Here is a 19,536-nt window from a genome sequence, read left to right as displayed (position 1 = left end):
CAGGTGAATTGTCACCCTGGCCCCCCAACCTGGAGACATGCAAATGCAACAGTACGTACTCTGGTACGAACAGCTCGGTATGCAGGACGTTGAACGCGTCGGCGGCAAGAATGCATCCCTTGGCGAGATGATCAGCAACCTCTCGGGGGTCGGCGTGTCCGTGCCGGGCGGGTTTGCGACCACGGCCTTTGCGTTTAACGAGTTTCTGGAGTTAAGCGGCCTCAACGGCAAGATCCATGACCTGCTCGACAGTCTGGATGTGGATGACATCGCCGCCCTCAACCGGGCCGGTCAGCAGATCCGCGACTGGGTGGTGGAAGCGCCCTTCCAGCCCGCTCTGGAGCAGGCGGTGCGCGAGGCCTATGACAAGCTGAGCGCGGGGCTCGAGGCATCCTTTGCCGTGCGCTCCTCCGCCACTGCGGAAGACATGCCGGATGCGTCGTTTGCCGGTCAGCAGGAGACCTTCCTCAACGTGCGCGGTATCGATGCCGTCATGACGGCCATCAAGCATGTGTTTGCCTCGCTGTTCAACGATCGCGCCATCTCCTACCGGGTCCATCAGGGCTATGACCACAAGGGGGTCGCTCTCTCCGCCGGGGTGCAGCGCATGGTGCGCTCGGATCTCGCTGCCTCAGGCGTCATGTTTACCCTGGATACCGAATCCGGCTTCAACGACGTGGTCTTCATCACCGGCGCCCAGGGTTTGGGCGAGATGGTGGTGCAGGGGGCCGTCAACCCGGACGAGTTCTATGTGCACAAGCCGACCCTCAAGGCCGGGCGCCCTGCCGTGGTGCGCAAGACGCTGGGGTCCAAGCTCATCAAGATGACCTACTCCGGGGATGCCGGTCATGGCCGTCAGGTGAAGGTGGTCGACACCACCGATGCCGAGCGCAACCGCTTCTGCATCACGGACGAGGAAGTGATGGCCCTGGCAAAGCAGGCCCTCATCATCGAGCAGCACTACGGCCGCCCGATGGACATCGAGTGGGCCAAGGATGGTCAGGATGGCAAGCTCTACATCGTTCAGGCCCGTCCGGAAACCGTGCGTAGCCGCCAGGAAGCCAATACCCTCGAGCGCTTTGCCCTCAAGCAAACCGGCAAGGTGCTGATCGAGGGGCGTGCCATCGGCCACAAGATTGGCGCGGGTCCGGCCCGTGTCATCTCCTCCATCAGCCAGATGGATGAAGTGCAGCCCGGCGATGTGCTGGTCACCGACATGACCGACCCGGACTGGGAGCCCATCATGAAGCGCGCTTCCGCCATCGTCACCAACCGGGGTGGACGCACCTGTCACGCCGCCATCATCGCCCGGGAGCTCGGCATTCCGGCAGTGGTGGGTTGCGGCAACGCCACCGACCACATCCAGGATGGTCAGCTCATCACCGTCTCCTGTGCGGAAGGGGATACCGGCTTCATCTATGACGGCGAGCTCGACTTTGACGTGGCGGTGACCGAGGTAGGCAACATGCCGCGCCTGCCCATCAAGATCATGATGAACGTCGGCAATCCGGACCGCGCCTTCGATTTTGCCCAGTTGCCGAATGCCGGCGTGGGCCTGGCCCGCCTCGAGTTCATCATCAACCGCATGATCGGGGTGCACCCCAAGGCGCTGCTGGAGTTCGATCAGCAGACCCCGGAACTCCAGGCCACCATCACCAGGATGATCGCGGGCTACGAGAGCCCACGTGAGTTCTACGTAGCCAAGCTGACGGAAGGGATCGCTACCCTGGCGGCCGCCTTCTGGCCTGAGCGGGTCATCGTGCGGATGTCGGACTTCAAGTCCAATGAGTACGCCAACCTGGTGGGGGGCCGTGGTTACGAACCCCATGAAGAGAACCCCATGATCGGTTTCCGTGGTGCGTCGCGCTACATCGCCGACAGCTTCCGCCCCTGCTTCGCCCTCGAGTGCGAGGCGATGAAACGGGTGCGGGATGTCATGGGGTTGACCAACGTCGAGGTGATGATCCCCTTCGTGCGTACCCTGGGTGAGGCGGAGCAGGTGGTGGAGATACTGGCTGAGAACGGCTTGCGCCGTGGCGAGCGCGGCCTGAAAGTCATCATGATGTGCGAGCTGCCCTCCAATGCGCTGCTAGCGGACAAATTCCTCGAGCACTTCGACGGCTTCTCCATCGGCTCCAATGACATGACCCAGTTGACCCTGGGGCTGGATCGGGACTCCGGGCTCATCGCCCACCTGTTCGACGAGCGCAACGAGGCGGTCAAGGCACTGCTGGCCATGGCCATCGCCGCCGCCCTCAAGGCGGGCAAGTACGTGGGGATCTGCGGCCAGGGGCCGTCCGATCACCCGGACTTCGCCGCCTGGCTGGTCGAGCAGGGGATCGATTCCGTGTCGCTCAACCCGGATACCGTGGTCGACACCTGGCTCTATCTGGCCGAGCAGCACAAGGCCGGCTAAACCCGTCCCCGCTTTTTGATGACACGGCGCCGCAATGGCGCCGTTTTTGTCTGCGCCCCCCTTTTTCTGTTACAAGGGGAATGCGCAAGGCGCTCCGCACCCATCACAGGACGATCCCATGACCTCATTGCAGTGGCAATCCGCCACCCTGGCCCTGCGTGGCCACCACACCCTGGTTATTCCCGAACTCTGTCTCACCCCGCAGGCCTGCTGGGCCTTCGTCGGCAGCAACGGCAGCGGCAAGACGGCGCTGGCGTCGGCCCTGTGCGGCGAGCTGGTCGTGCGTGCCGGAGCGGTATCGGGTCGAGTCCGGGCCGAGCGACTCTCGTTCGAGTCGCAGCAACAGCTGGGGGAGCTGGACTGGCAGCGGCGCAATACCGACATGCTGGGGGAAGAGGAGGAGGCGGGGTATCGGGTATCGACCCTGATGCTGGAGGCAGGGGGTGAGGAGCATGAGGCCCGCGCGCTGCTGGCCCGTTTTGGCATTGAATCCCTGTGGGAGCGCCCCTATCGCTACCTCTCGAGCGGGGAGGGGCGCAAGCTGCTGCTGGCCCGGGCCCTGCTGGGGCGACCCGAACTGCTGGTGTTGGACGAACCCTTCGATGGTCTGGATCAGGGGGCCAGGGCTTCTTTGATGATGTTGCTGGCCGACCTGGTGTCAGAGGGGCTGCGCCTGGTGGTGATCGTCAACCGTTTTGACGAGATCCCCCCCTTTGCCACTCACCTCGGCCTGCTCGGCGAGTGTCGTCTGCTGCTGGCGGGGGAGCGCGAGGCGGTGCTCGGCAGCCAGGAGGTTGCCCAGCTGGCACGCGCCGAAACCACTTCCCCCCGTTTGCCGCCAACGCTGACGACCCCCGAGCCCCTGCCTCCCGGCCCTCGGGTCGTCATGAAAGCCATGCGTATCGCTTACGGGGATCAGGTGATCATCGATGGGCTCGACTGGACCATTGACGAGGGGGAGCACTGGCAACTGGTGGGATCGAATGGCGCTGGCAAGTCGACCCTGCTCTCCCTCATCACCGGAGATCACCCGCAAGGTTACAACAATGAGCTCCATCTGTTCGGACGGCGGCGGGGCAGCGGCGAGAGCATCTGGGAGATCAAGCGCCACATCGGGCTCGTGAGCCCGGCGCTGCATCTGGACTATCGTGTCAGCTGCCCGGTGCAGACAGTGATCCTCTCCGGTTTCTACGACTCCATCGGGCTTTATACCCGGCCGGGGGATCGTCAGCTGGCGCTGGCCAACCAGTGGCTGGCCCTGCTGGGGCTGGCCGATCAGGGGGCGCAGCCTTTCCACTCTCTCTCTTTCGGTCAGCAGCGACTGGTGCTGATCGCCCGTGCCCTGGTCAAGCATCCGCCGCTGCTCATCCTGGACGAACCCCTGCAGGGACTGGATCCCCTCAACCGTCACCTGGTGCGGGAGATGGTAGCGCGCCTCGTGGGCGAGGGAACCCAGCTATTGTTCGTTTCCCATCATGCCGATGATGCGCCCCCCGGTCTGACCCACAGGCTGAGCTTCGTGCCAAGGGAGGAGGGAGGATACGACTATCTGCAGGAGCGTCTGGGGAGCTGAGCCGCCCGGGCGGCATGGTCAGAGAGGGGCTGGTTCGGCGAGGAGCGGCGGCATCCCCAGCAGCGTCCACCACAGCCCGAAGAAGAGCATGATCCCCAGCCAGAGCCAGGCCAGATAGTGACGGGTGGCGGCCATCCCCGTCACCGTCACCATGAGTGCCGCCCCGAAGGCGATGAGGGCGAACAGAAAGGGCGCCATGTTGTCCATCATGGCGGTCATTTCACCAGGGAGAGGATCTGGCGAAATGCCGGATGGCGGCAGTCCCCCATCAGCTCATAGAGGCACATCTCCACCGACGTCAGCGCAGCTCCCCTGGCCGCAAGCTGGCCTATGGCGAGATCCCGGTTGGCAGCGGAGCGAGACGACACCGCATCCACCACCAGCGAGACCCGGGTGCCGCTGGCCAGAAGTCCCAACACGCTCTGGTAGACGCAGATATGGGTCTCGATGCCACATACCAGCCAATGCTCGATCCCGCTTTCGGCCAGCGCGGTCGCCACAGTGGGCTCCCCCAGGGCGCCGAAGCTGTATTTGGGCAGCACAAGATCGCCTGCCTGCAGCGATTGCAATTCGGGCACGGTGGCACCGAGCTTGTCCGGGTTCTGCTCCAGCCAGACAACCGGCAGCCCCAGCACCCTGGCCCCTTGCACCAGCCTGGCGGTATTGGCAATCAGGGCGTCGCTCTCCTCGACCAGGCGGGCCAGCTTGCCCTGAATATCGACCACCAGCAGGCCTGGGTGATGGTGTTTGTGCATTTTTTGTCTCCTTTCTCCGTTGCGGATGAGATACAGCGCCATCCTGGGAGCCATTCTCGCGTACATCTTGATACAAATTGTGAGCTGACCGACGGCGTGGCGGGCACTAGGATGCGCGTCATGGAGCCCGTTTTCTCAGTTGTGGTGTGCATGACAAGGGGCGACGCATCAACCCGCTACTGCGTAGTTGGACGATTTTCCATTAACGATGAGAAGTACCATGAAGAAGATAATCCTGTTCGTCTCCCTAGCTGGCCTTTTGGCCGGTTGCGCCAGCCCGGCACAACGCATGGCGGAATGCCAGGCGCAAGGGATCAGCAAGGACGCCTGCTACCAGGCCGAGCAAAACCGCCAGGCGTCCATCATGAACGCCGCCGAGAAGCAGGCCTTGGAGAACGCCAGCAAGGCGGTCAAATAATCTAACCCGACTCATTACGTGTACTTCTCAGGCCCTGGATTCACCGAATGCAGGGCCTTTTGCTGGGTGGCACAGTGCTGCGATGTGTTTGCGGCGTGTGAGGACTCAATGTAGGTCATCGCCTCGATGTTGCTGCCATCGGGATCGCCCAGGAAGGCGGCGTAGTAATTGGGGGCATAGTGGGGACGCAGTCCCGGCAACCCATTGCAGGCAAAGCCTGCCTTGATCCCCGCGTGATGGAACGCATCCACCTGTGTCGCGTCGTCGGCCCTGAATGCGAGATGGCAGGAGGCGCCCTGCTGCCCCCGCTCAATCAGGAAGCCCACGTGATCGCGGCCCATCAGGCCAAAACCGGCAGCCGTCTCATCAGACCATTTGAGTTCTATCAAAAGAGGAGCCAGTACGGTGGCGTAGAAGTGCTGACAGGAGTCAAAACGCACCACCTTGATTTCAACATGATCGAACACGGTGACTCCTTGTGTTGTCTGGGTGTAGAGCAGCCCATCAGGCCCTCATAGGAACCCGTTGAAATGGGTATCGAATGACCACAATAAGTCAGTTTGACGCCAGGCAGGGAGAGGGCAAGGCACATAACTGAGTGCTCCGTCAAAGATTTTTCATCCAGTTGCGGGATGCGCTTTACATCGTGCTGGCCAAGCTTGCCCGGTTTTGTTGCTTGGCGAAGGCTACGAGCTCTGTTATGGTATGCTCAGTTAGCCGTTTGGATGGCTAGATGGTTGTGCGCTGACTGCATGTTCGCGCCCCCGACCGCTCACCGTTTTGATGATCATGTTGACAGGGAGTTTTTTATGCAACGTCGTTCCTTCTTCACCCTTTCCGCCCTGGCGTTGCTCGCCAGCAGCCTGCCGCTGTCCGCCTTTGCCATCGATGAGGCGAAGAAAGAGATCGTCATCGGCACCACGGTTGGCGACTTTGCCGATATGGTCACCGACGCCATCAAGCCGCAGCTCGAAGCTAAGGGCTACAAGGTCAAACTGGTGGAGTTCACCGATTACGTGACCCCCAATATCGCCCTGGCGGACGGGTCGCTTGACGTCAACTGCTTCCAGCACAAGCCCTATCTGGAGAGCTTCGCCAAAGACCGGGGTCTCTCTCTGGCGCCCATCACCCAGGTGCCGACCGGTCCCATGGGCCTCTACGCCGGCAAGCTGGGGGATCTGAAGGCGGTGAAAGAGGGAAGCACGGTCGCCATCCCGAACGATCCCACCAACCAGGCGCGGGCACTGCTGATGTTGCAGGATCTGGGCTGGCTGAGCCTCAAGGAGGGGATCAATCCCCTCAAGGCGAGCGAGTTCGACGTGGTGAAGAACCCCCACAACCTCAAGCTGGTGCTGCTGGAGGCGGCGCAGCTGCCGCGCTCCCGTGAGGATGTGGACTTCTCCGTCATCAACGGCAACTTTGCCGCCTCAAGCGGGATCCCGTTCAGCTCCGGCCTCTTCCTCGAGCGCAGCTATGACTTCATCAACTGGGTGGTGGTAAAGAGCGCCGATGCGGGCAAGCCGTTCGCCAAGGACGTGGCGGCCGCCTACAACTCCCCCGAATTCAAGGCTTATGCCGCCAAGCGCTTCGTCGGCTACAAGTATCCCGAGGGCTGGCAGCAGAAGGGGTGAGTGGCGTACAAGCGATAAAAACGGGCACCCAGGTGCCCGTTTTTTATTGGAGGTCAGTAGTGGCGCAACCACCAGCGGGCGGCCAGGAGGGCGGTGAGGCTGCCAAGCAGGGCGCTTGCCAGCACATCCAGGGGCCAGTGCATGCCGATAAGGGTGCGCGAGAGGCCGATCCCGATGGCCCAGAGCGGCAGCAGCCAGGCCCCGGCGGGTGCCCGGGCCAGCCAGATCAGGCCGAAGAACTGGGCGAGGCTCATGGCGGCGATGCTGTGACCGGAGGGAAAGGCGTAGTTGACCTCTGCCTGCCAGTGCTGGCCGAGCCAGGCGGGCAGCGCAAGCAACTGGGTCGCGGCGTGGACCTGTTCACTGCGAAGGGCCTGGCTTCCTCCATAGAACTGGCGGATGGCGGGGATCAGCTCCTGGCTCTCCAGCCAGATGAGGTAGGGCCTGGGCTCCTCGGTCAGCAGCTTGATGAGGCTCTTGATGACCCAGTCGCTCGCCAGTACGGCAAAGAGGGCGCCAGCCAGCGCCAGCAGGGCGCGACCGTCCAGCGTCAGCTTGTGTCTTGTGAGCAGCAGCAGGGCGGCGATGGTGAAGACCAGCCCCGGCAAGTCCACCATGCGGGTGAGGGCGTAGGGCCACCATAGCCAGCCCGATTGCAGGGCCTGGGTCATGAACGGCTGCCAGGGCAGGCAGACGAGCAGCAGCAGGGGGAGGAGCAGGAGGGCATTGAAATGAAGCACCTTGCGGCGTGGCAACGAAGAGCAGTGAGTCGGCATCAAGGGGTCCGGTTCGGTGGCGCGAGCGGCTAAAAAGAGGCGTCATTGTGCCAGTCAGGTTGCTCTGGTCAAGGCGAAGGGGGCGAGGGCAACAGGCTGTTACATATGATGCTGCCGGGCATCGTGCCCGCACCTGAGGCCGGAAGGCGGAAAGATGGCCGCAGAGCGGTCTGCCAACAAGCCTCTGAAAATCCGTCGCGTTTGGGCTAGAATGGCGCGCCTGTGGCCCTGGTGGACGAGATGCGTGCCGATGAAGATCGTCGTTGATGAAAATATGCCCCATGCGGTGGAGCTGTTTGCGGAATTTGGTGAAGTGGTTCCCCTGCCGGGACGAGAAATAAAGGCCGCGGATCTGCAAGAGGCGGATGTGCTGCTGGTGCGCTCCGTGACCCGGGTCAACGAAGCGCTCCTGGCGAGTTGCCCCAGGCTGGGGTTTGTCGGCACGGCCACCATCGGCACGGATCACATCGATCAGGGGCTGCTGGCGGCGCGGGGCATCCCCTTCTTCAGCGCCCCCGGCTGCAACAAGGTGTCGGTGGGGGACTACGTGCTCTCCGCCCTGCTGGTTCTGGCGGAACGCCATGAGCTGACCTTGAGCGAGATGAGCCTCGCCGTCATCGGTGCCGGCAACACCGGCGAGAGCGTGGCCGGCAAGGCCGAGGCGCTCGGGATGAAGGTGCTGCGCTGCGACCCGCCCCTGGCCCGTAGCGGCGCCGCTGGCGACTTCGTGGATTACCGCACTGCCCTGGATGCCGACATCGTCAGCTTCCATGTCCCCTATCTTCGTGAAGGGGATGAGGCCACCTTCCACCTGCTGGGAGCCGAGGAGATCGCCGAGCGTCCGGCCGGGCAGATCCTCATCAACGCCTCCCGCGGCGAGGTGTGGGACAACCGTGCCCTGCTTGTCCGCCAGCAGGGACCCCATCCCCTGCGACTGGTGATGGACGTGTGGGAAGGAGAGCCGGAGCCCCTCAATGAACTGGTGCCCCATACCGAGCTGGCCACCCCGCACATCGCCGGTTATAGCCTGGAAGGCAAGGCCCGTGGCACCTGGATGCTCTATGAGGCGCTGTGCCGGCAACTGGGGCGCACCCCGCGCCAGGATCTGCAATCCCTGCTGCCTGCCCCAGAGGTGCGCGAGCTGACGCCGGGGCAGCCAGCGGATCAGGCGCTCATCAAGCAGCTTGTCCACCTTGTTTATGACGTGCGCCGTGACGACGCCCGTTTTCGCAACCGGATCGGGCTGCCCGGCAGCTTCGATGAGCAGCGCAAGCGCTACCCCGAGCGGCGCGAATTGGGCGCCCTGCAACTGAAAGGGCCCTTCGCCGACGACAGATTGGCCCGACTGGGCTTTGCCGTCTCGGAGCAATAAACCCGATTTCAACAAGGGGAAGGGCTTGCCCAGGCGGCGCTTCCCCCCGGCCCGGCATCATGGCGGGCCTGTCATCAAACCGATACGCGTGCCAGCCGGGCCCTCATGCCCGGCCCCGACGGGCCGCATCACAGGAGAACAGATCAGTGAGTCAGCAATTCAACGTAGCGGTATTGGGTGCCAGCGGCGCCGTGGGTCAGGCCATGATCGAGATCCTGGAGGAGCGCGCCTTCCCGGTAGCGACCCTCTATCCGCTCGCCTCCAGTCGCAGCGCTGGGGACACGGTGCGTTTTGGTGGCAAGAACGTCGACATCCTTGACGTGGAGGCCTTTGACTGGAGCCAGGTGGAGATTGCACTCTTCTCCGCCGGTGCCGAGGTCTCGGCCAAATGGGCGCCCATCGCCGCCGAGCACGGCTGCATCGTCATCGACAACACCTCCTGCTTCCGCTACGACGAGGACATTCCCCTGGTCATTCCGGAAGTGAACCCGGACGCGCTGGCCGATTTTCGCAACCGCAACATCATCGCCAACCCCAACTGCTCCACCATCCAGATGCTGGTGGCCCTCAAGCCCCTGCACGACGAGGTGGGCATCAGTCGCATCAACGTGGCGACCTACCAATCCGTCTCCGGCTCCGGCAAGGAAGGGGTGAGCGAGCTGGCGGGCCAGACCGCCCACCTGCTCAACGGCCGTCCGGTGGAGCCGACCCTCTATCCGCAGCAGATCGCCTTCAACCTGATCCCGCAGATCGATGCCTTCACCGACAACGGCTACACCCGGGAAGAGATGAAGATGGTGTGGGAGACCCAGAAGATCCTGGGGGATGCCAGCATCGCCGTGAACCCCACCTGCGTGCGGGTACCGGTCTTCTATGGTCACGCTGAGGCGGTTCATGTGGAGCTGCACCAGCCGCTGGACGCCGAGCAGGTCAAGGAGCTGCTGCGCAATGCCCCGGGCGTCACCCTGTTTGATGATGAAGGGGACTACCCGACCCCGGTGCGCGATGCCACCGGCCAGGATGATGTGATGGTCGGGCGGGTGCGCCAGGATATTTCTCATCCGAGTGGTATCAATATGTGGATCGTGGCCGATAACGTTCGTAAGGGCGCGGCGACCAACAGCGTGCAGATTGCCGAACTGCTGGTACGCGACTACCTCTGAGGCCGGATGTCGGCCCCGGGCGGGGAGGGAACCCCGCCTTGATGTGGGCGCCCTGGCCCCGGGATGTGACCGGGAACCCACTCTCCGGTTTTTGGAATACCGTGTGATATCAGTGGACTAGGTTTTTTTCTACACTCTGGTTCGCGTCTGGGGCTGCTTTCTGGTCGCCGCCGGGCGCGAAATATGTCGGATCGCTGGCTTGAGACCGGCGCCTGATTTATATTGAGCCGATTGTTTTGGGGTAACTATCCAGATTTTTCAATGTGATAGGGCCGTCATACGAAGGAACGAATATGGGACATTCCCGCATAACGCTGGCAACGCTACTCGCATTGGGGCTTCTGGGCACGGTTCAGGCCGAAGAGGGGGCGCGAGAACCCTTCTTTGTCGAACTCAAGGGACCGGATGGCTCACCGCCCCCCGCGGTGCAACCAGAGCCCCGAGCCCAGCCCGTGGCGCCCGTCACCCTGCCCAGAGCCCAGCCCATCGTGCGTCAGGTGCCTGCTGCGTCGGCTGGCAGTTATGGTCCCGTGCGTCCCACCGATACCCTCTGGAGTCTGGCGAGCAAGCATCGCCCGTCCAACCGGGTAAGCGTCTACCAGACCATGGTAGCCATCTATGACAAGAACCCCCGAAGCTTCGCAGACGGCAACATCAACCATATTCTGGTGGGTTCCCACATCCTGCTGCCCACCGCCGCAGAGGCGGGGCGCATCACAGATGCCGAAGCACGCCGTCGCTTCAACAGCGACAACGCGAGCTGGAAGGGGCTGAGCCCCAAATACCTGGCCAACAAGCAATCCCACGTCGCCCAGCCGGTGGTGAGCAAGCCTGCTCCGGCCAAGCCGGCTGTGGTGGCCAAGAATACACCGCCCAAGGCGGCGCCGATCCCGGCGGCACCCAAGGCAACGGCTCCAGCCCCCGAGGTGAAGGAGACCGCCAAGGCGGCTGTCTCCACCCCCGTGGTGGTGAGCGCTGCTGCGAGCAGCGCCGCCAGCACGGCGCCGGCGCCCCTGCCCGCCACTGCGGTGGGCAAACCCTCTACCGAGATGGCGCTGGCCCTGGAAGATGCCAACGCCCAGCTCGGCCAGGTCACCGAGATGAACCACAGGCTCAAGCTGCGCCTGCAAGCCCTGACCGAAGAGGTGGAGACCCTCAAGGCCCAGTTGCAGGATCAGACCGCCCTGCAAAAAGAGGTGGCGGAACTCAAGGCCAATCCGACGCCTCCCATGGTGGCGCCGGTGCCCAAACAGAGCTGGCTGATGGAGCTGCTCTCTTCGCCGCTCAATCTCGCCATGATCATCCTGCTGCCGGTACTCCTGGTGCTTGCCCTGGTCACGCTCTGGCTGCGTGCTCGTGCCCGCCGCGAGCTGGAAGAGCAGGAGAAGAGCCTCTCCGAGTCGACCTCCATGGTCATGGGAGACGAGAACAGCGAGTTTGATCAGTTGATGACGGTGGGCATCGCGGATGACGAGCCCCTCCATGGCATGCCGGATCTCAACGAGCCGGAAGTGAGCAGGAAGCAAGATGGTGCCAGTGCTGCCGCCGATGTCATCTTCCGGGATGACGAGACGGCGCTCTCCGCTTTTGATGTGGAGCCTGCGGTGACGACGGCGAACCGGGATCCGGATCTGGTGCCCGAGCTGGATCTGGCCCACGAGGGGGACTTCGATCTGCCCGTGGTGCCGGAACTCGATCTCTCCGACGAGCCCACCTCCTCTGCTCGTGGTCATGACGAGATCATGACCGAGGAAGAGCTGCAGGCCGCCCTGTTTGCCGAGCTGGACGCGGATCTGGAAGCGGATCTGGCCCAGGCCCAGGAGGAGAGCCGCAGCCAGCGTGACGAGACACTGGCCAACTTCGATCTGAGCGATCTAGAGACCGGGTTTGGCGAGCCGACCGACGATGAGCTTGCCGCCAAGGCGCCGCACATCGACGAGACGGGGTTTGGCAAGGACGATGTGGACGACATGCTGGCCGAGCTCGGGCTGGAGCCCACCAAGCCGGCGGCGTCCGAGTGGGATCCCAGCGAGCTGGCCCTGGCTGACTTCGAGGATGCCTTCGCCGAGGTGGAGTCCCATCAGGGGGAGGTGAAACCCCGCGAGCAGGTGCAAGACAGCGACTTCGTTGAAATCGACAAGCTGCTGGCCGATGCCGATGCCAGCAGCACGGAGCAGGAACCCTATCAGGGCTTCTCCCTGGATGTGGGGCTGGACGGTTTCCCCGAGGTGCTGCCGGAGTCCAACGGCTTTGATGTGGATGCCGATGACGGCGGGGTGGGGGCCAAGCTGGATCTGGCCCGGGCTTACCTCGAGATCGACGACAAGGAGAGCGCCCGCGAGCTGCTGGAAGAGGCGGTGGCCCAGGGCAGCGAGCACCAGCGCAGCGAGGCGCAGAAGCTGCTCAAACGCCTGGGCTAGGCAGGCGCTTGTCATCCATGCACCAGAGAGGGCAGCCCACGGGCTGCCCTCTCTCTTTGGGGGCCACGCACCGCGGCCTCGCCCGGTCTGGGACTTTTGAGCCCAAGCGCGTATAATCCGCCCCGTTTCTTTCACTGCATCCTTTCATCAGAAGACACCGTTACCCATGCGAATTGCCCTTGGTATTGAATATGACGGCAGCCGGTACTTCGGCTGGCAGCGCCAGCGCGAAGTGATCAGCGTCCAGGAGGAGCTGGAAAAAGCCCTCAGCCGCATCGCCAACCACCCCGTCTCCATCCAGTGTGCCGGTCGCACCGATGCGGGGGTGCATGCCACTGGCCAGGTGATCCACTTCGATACCGAGTCGAACCGCGCAGAAGGCGCCTGGACCCTGGGGCTCAACTCCAACCTGCCCCCTGACATCGCCGTGCGCTGGGTCAGGGAGGTGGACGAGCATTTCCATGCCCGCTTCAGCGCCACCGCCCGTCGCTACCGTTACGTCATCTACAACCACAACTACCGCCCGGCGATCCTGGGCCAAGGCGTCAGCCACTACCACGAAGCCATCGATGCGACGCTGATGCATCAGGCCGGTCAGAGCCTGCTGGGGGAGCACGACTTCAGCACCTTCCGGGCTGTCGCCTGTCAGTCCAACACCCCCTGGCGCAATGTGACCCACCTGTGTGTCAGCCGTTCCGGCCCCTACATCGTGCTCGACATCAAGGCCAACGCCTTCCTGCATCACATGGTGCGCAACATCACCGGCTCCCTGCTGCTGGTGGGGCAGGGGCTTCAACCGGTGGAGTGGATTGCCGAGGTGCTGGCGGCGAAGGATCGCAACCTGGCGGGCCCGACCGCCAAGGCGGGCGGCCTCTATCTGGTGGATGTGGATTACCCGGCCGAATTCGGGTTGCCCCGGCCGCCTCTCGGTCCGCTGTGGCTGCCGGACTCGGCACCGGGTACGACCAGTTTTTAGTAACTGGGCCCGAAAATTTGTGGTTTAATGATCCGTCGTTTATTGCCATCGAGCCGTTAAGTCATTGAACAATCAAGGCTCGATGTGTTTTGTCAGGCACAAATGCATTAAGGAATTCCATGAGCTGGCTTGAGAAGATCCTTCCCAAGAGCAAGATCACCACACCGCGTCGTCACAACATTCCGGAAGGGGTGTGGACCAAGTGTACTGCTTGCGAACAGGTGCTCTACCGGGCAGAGCTGGAGCGCAATCTCGAAGTGTGCCCCAAGTGTGACCATCATATGCGCATCAGCGCACGTGCCCGTCTCGAGAGCTTCCTCGACGCCGAGGGACGCAGCGAAGTCGCGGCCGAGCTGGAGCCGCAAGACATCCTGAAATTCAAGGATTCCAAGCGCTACAAGGATCGTTTGTCTGCCGCCCAGAAAGAGACGGGCGAGAAGGATGCGCTGGTGGTGATGAAGGGGACCCTCAAGGGGGTACCGGTCGTCGCCTGTTCATTCGAGTTCTCCTTCATCGGGGGCTCCATGTCCTCCGTGGTCGGTGCCCGCTTCGTGCGCGCCGTCGAGGAGAGCATCAAGGAGGGCCGCGGTCTGGTCTGCTTCTCCACCTCCGGTGGTGCGCGGATGCAGGAAGCCCTGTTCTCCCTGATGCAGATGGCGAAGACCAGTGCGGCCCTAGATCGCCTCACCAAGGCGGGCCTGCCCTTCATCTCCGTGCTGACCGACCCCACCATGGGTGGCGTCTCCGCGAGTCTGGCCATGCTGGGTGACATCAACGTAGGCGAACCCAAGGCGTTGATCGGCTTTGCCGGCCCCCGCGTCATCGAGCAGACCGTGCGCGAGAAACTGCCGGAAGGCTTCCAGCGCTCCGAGTTCCTGCTGGAGAAGGGCGCCATCGATCTCATCATCGACAGGCGCGAAATGCGCAACCGTCTGGCCGGTCTGCTGGCCAAGCTGATGAACACTCAGGTTATCGAAGACTGAAGATGAGTTCACACATGCAACAATCCCAAAGCCGGTCGCTGGTCGACTGGCTTTCTTATTTGGAGCAGATCCACCCAGCCAACATCGACATGGGGCTGGAGCGGGTCGGCACGGTTGCCCGCCGCATGGGCCTCACCGAACTGCCGTTCAAGGTGATCACGGTGGCGGGCACCAACGGCAAGGGCTCCTCCTGCGCCATGGCGGCCAGCATCCTGATGGCCGCCGGCTACCGGGTCGGTGTCTACTCCTCCCCCCATCTGCTGCGCTTTACCGAGCGCGTGCGCGTCAATGGCCAGGAGCTGGCCGATGGCGATCACTGCGCGGCCTTTGCCGAGGTAGAAGCCGCCCGGGGCGACATCGCCCTCACCTTCTTCGAGTTCGCCACCCTGGCGGGTCTGTGGCTGTTTCGCCGCGCCGCGCCCGATGTGCTCTTGCTGGAAGTGGGGCTGGGGGGGCGGCTTGATGCCACCAATGTGGTGGAATCGGACGTCGCCCTGATCACCTCCATTGCCCTGGATCACTGCGACTGGCTCGGAGATACCCGGGAGGCGGTGGCGGTGGAGAAGGCTGGCGTCTATCGCAAAGGTAAACCCGCCATCAGCGGGGAGCCCAATCCGCCATCGACCATCGCAAGCGAAGCGGCGCGCCTTGGCGCCTGCCTGCGTCAGGTCGGCATCGATTTTCGTGGTGATGAGCATGGCGTCGACTGGGATTATCACGGCCTGCACCACTGGTCGGGATTGCCCAAACCGGCCCTGCCGCTGATGAATGCGGTCACCGTGCTGGCGGCCCTGGAGTCCCTCGGTTTGCCATTGTCGGAGTCCGCCATCCGCGACGGCCTGGCCAATGTCCGCCTGGCTGGCCGGATGCAGCAGTTGCAAACCTCGCCGCTGGTCATCGTCGACGTGGCCCACAATCCCCACTCTGCCGCCTATCTCGCCAGCCAGTTGCGCCAGCTCCCCGGCAAGGGCAAGCGCCGCGCCGTGGTTGGCATGCTCAAGGACAAGGACATGGCGGGGTCGCTGGCCGAGCTTGACGGTCTGATTGACAAGTGGTTCCTGGCAAGCCTCCACGGCCCGCGCGCGGCCACGGCCGACCAGTTGGCGACGGCCCTTGGCAGCGGCCGGGGCGCGGCGCTCACCTTTGCCTGCGTGGGGGATGCCTACGGCGCCGCCTTGGCCGCATCGAGTCCTGACGATATGGTCATTGTGTTCGGCTCGTTTTACACTGTCGCCGACGTGCTGGCTCTGGGCGCGGTCTGAGCCGTTCGCTCCCCTGGCTCCGTCATCGTGACGACGGGCCGGGTTTTGCACTGGATAATCCCCTTTCAGGCCAAGTGGGTGGCGAGGGACCCGGCTTCGCCAGCCGGCGTGAGGGGAGGCGTTCTTTGCGAAGTGTGCAAGATTGCAATGGATCCTAAGTAACATGGGTGGAAATTAACTTGGCTTCGAAGTTTCAAAACAGATTGGTGGGGACCGTCATCCTGGTCGCCCTGGTGGTCATCTTTCTGCCGGACCTGATGGACGGCAACAAGCTGGAGCAGAAGGACGAGGCCTTCGCCAAGATCCCCCTGCGTCCGGAGCTCGAGCCCGCCAAACCTGCGCTTCAGGTCTCGGCGGCGAGCACCCTGCCGGCCGAGCATCTGGCGAGTCAGCAGCAGGCCTCTGCCGCGACCCAGTGGCAGGTAGAGGAGATTGGCGATACCGTGACCCTGGCCAATCAGGGGGGAGCCAATCCAGCGGGAGCCAGTCAGGCTCCCATCACCCAGCAGCAGCCGGTACAGGCCGTGGCGCAACCCAAGCCCCAGCCCAAACCCGAGCCCAAGCCGGAAGTGATCGCCAAGAAACCGGTGGAGCAGCCCAAACCCAAGCCGGTGCCAACCAAGCCGGTAGAGGTGCAAAAACCGGTGGAGGCCAAGCCACAGGCGGGCCAGATCAAGACCATGGATGATCTCATCGCGAGCAAGATGGCCCAGCCGACTACGGCACCGGCAGCAGCCCCGGCTCAGGGGAGCTGGATCCTGCAGCTTGGCGCCTTCAAGAATGCAGACAGCGTCAATGCCCTGGTGAGCAAGCTGAGGGCGGCGGGCTACTCGGCCCAGACGTCGCCGAGAACTCCGGTGCAGGGGCAGATCAACCGGGTCTTCATCGGGCCGGATGTCTCCAAGGCCAAGTTGCAGGGCATGCAGAGCCGGATCAGCCAGATGACGGGCTTGAGCGGCTCCGTGGTGGCCTACAACCCCTGACAGCATGATGAAATGAAAAGACCGCGCCTCATGGCAACATGGGCGCGGTCTTTTTTTGTGTCCAACACGGGGGAGGCCGTGTGGCTATCGGGCTGCAGAGAAGGCCTAGATGCACTTCACCGGCTTGGGGAGGCCTGCGATCTTGGTGGCTTGCTTGGCGGGGCCTTCCGGGAACAACTTGTAGAGGTAGCGGCTGTTGCCCTTCTCTGGGCCGTACTGCTTTTCCATCGCCTTGACCAGGGCGCGGATGGCGGGGGAGGTGTTGAACTCCAGATAGAAGGCCCGTACGAAACGCACCACTTCCCAGTGCGGATCCTCCAGCACAATCCCCTCTTTCTCGGCCAGCATCAGGGCCAGCGCCTCGCTCCATTGCTCGCTGTGGCGCAGATAGCCCTGGGCATCGGTCTCGATGAGTTGGCCGTTGAACTGCAAATGGTGTGGCTCGGACATGACGCTTCCTCGAAAAGGCTATCTCAATGGGGCGGGCATGGTAGCGCCTTGCGTCCCGTCCGGCAACCGGGGCGGCGCTTGGCGCCTGCCTCGGGCGGGACTGGCCCGGCGGCTATGGCTGGCTAGGTCCGGCCCTGACCTGTCAGCAACTGGCCATCGTTGGCGAGCATCAGCAGTTCGTCTGCCAACTGGCTGATGAGGGTGAGCTGCTGGCTCAGCATCAGTTGCTCCTCGCTGCTCTCCGGAGCGATGGCCGGACAGGCTCCCGCGAGCGGCGTCGGCATCTCCCCCGCCAGGTGACCGGCGGCCTGCTCCAGGGTCTGGCTGATGTGGCGGCTTATCTCCTCCAGCCCCTCGATGGGCTCGAGTTTGTCGCGATGAGCCCCGAGTGCCGAGATATAGGAGAGCAGGGCATGGTTGCGCCAGGTGAGAGTGAAACAGAGATCCAGGAAGCGGCGGCGCTTGCTCGGCTCCACCAGCATGCTCTGCCAGGCCATGGCCAGCTCGCTGTCGGCGAGGTGGGCACACTTGCGGGCCACCCGGTAGTCCAGGGATTCATCCCGTTGGCGATGCAGGCTGGCGAGTACCGCCGAGAGGTACTTCGCATTGGCGGACAGGGAGTTGGCGATAAGGGTTGGCAACCGCTTGTATTGCCAGTCGGGCCAGAGCCAGGCCACCAGGGCGTAGGAGAGCAGGCAGCCGAGCAGGGTATCGAGCAGGCGGGGTCCGAGGATGGCGAAGCCGATGCCATCCAGCAGGTTGAACGCCATCAGCACGTAGAGGGTGATGAAGCAGACGGCGGCGCTGTAGTTGCTGCGCACCTGGGTGAAAAACAGGAAGGCGGCCAGCCCCATGATCCCCAGTTGCAGGTGCAGCTCGGGGAAGAACCAGAGTACGGGCACGCCGATGAGGATACCGGCGAAGGTGCCGAGCATCCGCTGCACCAGACGACGGCGGGTGGCGCTGTAGCTCGGCTGGCAGACGAACAATACGGTGAGCAGGATCCAGTACCCCTTGTCCAGGTGAAACGCCTGCAGAATGCCATAGCCCACTACCAGCCCGAGGGAGAGCCGCAGGGCATGGCGAAACACCATGGAGTTCGGGGTCAGGTGCTGCCTGAGCAATGCCAGCAGGGGCAGGGCGACCGGCTGTGCCAGGGGAGGCAGGCTGGTGGGCGGCGCGGCGGGGTTTTGCAGCTCTTCGGCGCTTTGCAGCAACTGGTTGATGCTGGCCAGGTTGCGACGCAGGAACTTCATCGGTGTCAGCAGGGTCTTGGGGTAGTGCTGCTTGAGGTGGGTGAACTCCAGCTGATCGCCGAGGGCCTCCAGGGTCCAGTGAATGCGTTTGTGGTGGGTGTAGGGCTTGTGCACCAGGATGGCGTAGCCGAGCTGCTGACAGGCGTCGGCAAGCTGTGACAGCACCTCCTGGAAGCCGTCGAGGACGATACCCTGCTTGAGCTCTGCTTCCAGCTTGCTGTAGGGGTAGTGGCTGGAGGTGGCCCGCTCCTGGATCTCCAGGGCAAGCAGGTAGAGGCGCAGCAGGCCCGCGAGCTCGGGGGCAACCCCGTGGCGGCCGGGGGCATGAAGACGGGCATTGAGCGCCGTCTTGGCCTGGTTCAGGGCATTGACCAGGTTGATGTTGAGCTGGGCCAGATTGTGGCGGATGGCCTGGGCGCCGTGTTCGTCGGCCGGGAAGAAGCGGGATTTCTCCTGCAAGTAGCGGGCGAGGGCGAAGTAGCTCTGGGCCAGTTGCTCGTGCAGGGTCTTGTAGGGCAGCAGCCAGAGCCAGACCAGGGACACCAGGCCGTACCAGAGGGCCCCGGCGCACAGGGCCAGCGGCTGATAGAAGAGATCCGGCGCCTTGGCGGCCCCCAGCATGGTGTAGATGGCAATCAGCAGGGAACCGAAGCTGATGGTGGCGTAGCGTTGGCCGAGGGCGCCCACCATGACGAAGATAAAGGTGGAGCCCGCGAGTCCGATGGCAAAGAGCCAGGGAGTGGGGAAGAGATACTGCACGCACAATGAGGCAAACAGGAAGCAGAGCAGGGTCATGGCGAGGTTCTTGACCCGGCCCCAGAGGCTGTCGTCGGTCTCGGCGATGGCGCCGGCCACCACCCCGAGGGAGAGCAGCACGGTGAGCTGGATGTCACCGGTAGCCAGCGCGAAGGCGAGCAGCCCCGCGATGGCGAGCAGGACCTTGAGGGCGAAATAGATGTGGCTGTCTGTCAGCAGCCGGCGCAGCAGGCCGGAGAAATCCATCGGCATGCTAGGCACCACCCTTGAACGAGGTGAAATCGATGTGGCAGTCGGTCAGCAGACGGCGCAATAAACCTGAGAAGTCCATGGGCATGGGATGAAG

17 protein-coding genes are annotated in these 19,536 nt (G+C 63.4%); 11 read left to right on the top strand and 6 right to left on the bottom strand.

The window, feature by feature from the left end:
• Window positions 1–43: 43 nt before the first annotated feature.
• Both ppsA and modF read left to right on the top strand, forming a co-directional pair.
• Complete coding sequence (gene ppsA, locus PG879_RS07290) at window positions 44–2,416, top strand: phosphoenolpyruvate synthase (protein WP_210556077.1); 2,373 nt, start codon at window positions 44–46, stop codon at window positions 2,414–2,416.
• A 118-nt stretch (window positions 2,417–2,534) separates the two neighbouring features.
• Window positions 2,535–3,989 carry a molybdate ABC transporter ATP-binding protein ModF gene (modF, locus tag PG879_RS07285; protein ID WP_270829969.1) on the top strand — a complete coding sequence of 485 codons (1,455 nt, stop codon included), beginning with the start codon at window positions 2,535–2,537 and terminating at the stop codon, window positions 3,987–3,989.
• An 18-nt stretch (window positions 3,990–4,007) separates the two neighbouring features.
• On the opposite strand, the gene PG879_RS07280 is transcribed toward modF, so the two are convergent.
• Together PG879_RS07280 and PG879_RS07275 are read right to left on the bottom strand one after the other, a co-directional pair.
• Window positions 4,008–4,187: a hypothetical protein gene (locus PG879_RS07280; protein WP_223918067.1), complete on the bottom strand. Its 180-nt coding sequence runs from the start codon at window positions 4,185–4,187 to the stop codon at window positions 4,008–4,010.
• Window positions 4,188–4,204: 17 nt separating this feature from the next.
• A complete protein-coding gene (locus tag PG879_RS07275; RefSeq protein WP_210556075.1) occupies window positions 4,205–4,744 on the bottom strand; it encodes a hydrolase in 540 nt (179 codons plus the stop codon).
• A 220-nt stretch (window positions 4,745–4,964) separates the two neighbouring features.
• Here PG879_RS07275 and PG879_RS07270 point away from each other — a divergent pair, with 220 nt between their 5' ends.
• Complete coding sequence (locus tag PG879_RS07270) at window positions 4,965–5,162, top strand: hypothetical protein (RefSeq protein ID WP_010675148.1); 198 nt, start codon at window positions 4,965–4,967, stop codon at window positions 5,160–5,162.
• Between the two features lie 14 nt (window positions 5,163–5,176).
• On the opposite strand, the gene PG879_RS07265 is transcribed toward PG879_RS07270, so the two are convergent.
• Window positions 5,177–5,629: a VOC family protein gene (locus PG879_RS07265; RefSeq protein WP_102948550.1), complete on the bottom strand. Its 453-nt coding sequence runs from the start codon at window positions 5,627–5,629 to the stop codon at window positions 5,177–5,179.
• Between the two features lie 342 nt (window positions 5,630–5,971).
• On the opposite strand from PG879_RS07265, the gene PG879_RS07260 reads away from it, so the two are divergent.
• Window positions 5,972–6,793, top strand: coding sequence for a MetQ/NlpA family ABC transporter substrate-binding protein (locus PG879_RS07260; RefSeq protein ID WP_010675145.1), 822 nt, complete (start codon window positions 5,972–5,974; stop codon window positions 6,791–6,793).
• A gap of 53 nt (window positions 6,794–6,846) precedes the next feature.
• Here PG879_RS07260 and PG879_RS07255 read toward each other — a convergent pair whose 3' ends face one another.
• Window positions 6,847–7,569, bottom strand: coding sequence for a phosphatase PAP2 family protein (locus tag PG879_RS07255; protein ID WP_103858297.1), 723 nt, complete (start codon window positions 7,567–7,569; stop codon window positions 6,847–6,849).
• A 250-nt stretch (window positions 7,570–7,819) separates the two neighbouring features.
• Between PG879_RS07255 and PG879_RS07250 the strand changes: the two genes are divergently transcribed.
• From PG879_RS07250 to dedD, 7 genes are all read left to right on the top strand, one after another.
• The gene (locus PG879_RS07250) at window positions 7,820–8,941 is read left to right on the top strand and encodes a 4-phosphoerythronate dehydrogenase (protein ID WP_103858298.1); all 1,122 of its coding nucleotides are present in this window, start codon (window positions 7,820–7,822) and stop codon (window positions 8,939–8,941) included.
• Between the two features lie 146 nt (window positions 8,942–9,087).
• Entirely contained in the window at window positions 9,088–10,104 is a 1,017-nt protein-coding gene (locus tag PG879_RS07245) for an aspartate-semialdehyde dehydrogenase (protein WP_041214974.1), read from the top strand.
• Between the two features lie 293 nt (window positions 10,105–10,397).
• A complete protein-coding gene (locus PG879_RS07240; RefSeq protein ID WP_270829968.1) occupies window positions 10,398–12,524 on the top strand; it encodes a FimV/HubP family polar landmark protein in 2,127 nt (708 codons plus the stop codon).
• Between the two features lie 166 nt (window positions 12,525–12,690).
• Window positions 12,691–13,500 carry a tRNA pseudouridine(38-40) synthase TruA gene (truA, locus tag PG879_RS07235; RefSeq protein WP_041214976.1) on the top strand — a complete coding sequence of 270 codons (810 nt, stop codon included), beginning with the start codon at window positions 12,691–12,693 and terminating at the stop codon, window positions 13,498–13,500.
• A 119-nt stretch (window positions 13,501–13,619) separates the two neighbouring features.
• Window positions 13,620–14,483: an acetyl-CoA carboxylase, carboxyltransferase subunit beta gene (accD, locus tag PG879_RS07230; RefSeq protein ID WP_010675139.1), complete on the top strand. Its 864-nt coding sequence runs from the start codon at window positions 13,620–13,622 to the stop codon at window positions 14,481–14,483.
• Window positions 14,484–14,485: 2 nt separating this feature from the next.
• Window positions 14,486–15,745, top strand: a complete 1,260-nt coding sequence (folC, locus tag PG879_RS07225; protein WP_052814565.1) for a bifunctional tetrahydrofolate synthase/dihydrofolate synthase — start codon at window positions 14,486–14,488, stop codon at window positions 15,743–15,745.
• 179 nt (window positions 15,746–15,924) lie between these two features.
• Window positions 15,925–16,728 (top strand): cell division protein DedD, encoded by an 804-nt coding sequence (gene dedD / locus PG879_RS07220; RefSeq protein WP_029314728.1) that lies wholly within the window; start codon window positions 15,925–15,927, stop codon window positions 16,726–16,728.
• A gap of 105 nt (window positions 16,729–16,833) precedes the next feature.
• On the opposite strand, the gene PG879_RS07215 is transcribed toward dedD, so the two are convergent.
• Both PG879_RS07215 and yccS read right to left on the bottom strand, forming a co-directional pair.
• A complete protein-coding gene (locus PG879_RS07215) occupies window positions 16,834–17,178 on the bottom strand; it encodes a TusE/DsrC/DsvC family sulfur relay protein (RefSeq protein ID WP_052814563.1) in 345 nt (114 codons plus the stop codon).
• A 122-nt stretch (window positions 17,179–17,300) separates the two neighbouring features.
• Window positions 17,301–19,442: a YccS family putative transporter gene (gene yccS, locus PG879_RS07210; RefSeq protein WP_270829967.1), complete on the bottom strand. Its 2,142-nt coding sequence runs from the start codon at window positions 19,440–19,442 to the stop codon at window positions 17,301–17,303.
• Window positions 19,443–19,536 lie beyond the last annotated feature (94 nt).

This window comes from Aeromonas sp. QDB63 (genome assembly GCF_027707425.1).
GTDB lineage: Bacteria > Pseudomonadota > Gammaproteobacteria > Enterobacterales > Aeromonadaceae > Aeromonas > Aeromonas caviae.
Note: the sequence above shows the minus strand (reverse complement) of the source record. Positions and strands in the feature narration are given on the sequence as shown.

Bases quoted from the DNA above. Each gene is read 5' to 3' on its own strand.
- ppsA (WP_210556077.1), top strand. From the start codon at position 44: ATGCAACAGTACGTACTCTGGTACGAACAGCTCGGTATGCAGGACGTT.
- modF (WP_270829969.1), top strand. From the start codon at position 2,535: ATGACCTCATTGCAGTGGCAATCCGCCACCCTGGCCCTGCGTGGCCAC.
- PG879_RS07280 (WP_223918067.1), bottom strand. From the start codon at position 4,187: ATGGCGCCCTTTCTGTTCGCCCTCATCGCCTTCGGGGCGGCACTCATG.
- PG879_RS07275 (WP_210556075.1), bottom strand. From the start codon at position 4,744: ATGCACAAACACCATCACCCAGGCCTGCTGGTGGTCGATATTCAGGGC.
- PG879_RS07270 (WP_010675148.1), top strand. From the start codon at position 4,965: ATGAAGAAGATAATCCTGTTCGTCTCCCTAGCTGGCCTTTTGGCCGGT.
- PG879_RS07260 (WP_010675145.1), top strand. From the start codon at position 5,972: ATGCAACGTCGTTCCTTCTTCACCCTTTCCGCCCTGGCGTTGCTCGCC.
- PG879_RS07255 (WP_103858297.1), bottom strand. From the start codon at position 7,569: ATGCCGACTCACTGCTCTTCGTTGCCACGCCGCAAGGTGCTTCATTTC.
- PG879_RS07250 (WP_103858298.1), top strand. From the start codon at position 7,820: ATGAAGATCGTCGTTGATGAAAATATGCCCCATGCGGTGGAGCTGTTT.
- PG879_RS07240 (WP_270829968.1), top strand. From the start codon at position 10,398: ATGGGACATTCCCGCATAACGCTGGCAACGCTACTCGCATTGGGGCTT.
- truA (WP_041214976.1), top strand. From the start codon at position 12,691: ATGCGAATTGCCCTTGGTATTGAATATGACGGCAGCCGGTACTTCGGC.
- accD (WP_010675139.1), top strand. From the start codon at position 13,620: ATGAGCTGGCTTGAGAAGATCCTTCCCAAGAGCAAGATCACCACACCG.
- folC (WP_052814565.1), top strand. From the start codon at position 14,486: ATGAGTTCACACATGCAACAATCCCAAAGCCGGTCGCTGGTCGACTGG.
- PG879_RS07215 (WP_052814563.1), bottom strand. From the start codon at position 17,178: ATGTCCGAGCCACACCATTTGCAGTTCAACGGCCAACTCATCGAGACC.
- yccS (WP_270829967.1), bottom strand. From the start codon at position 19,442: ATGCCGATGGATTTCTCCGGCCTGCTGCGCCGGCTGCTGACAGACAGC.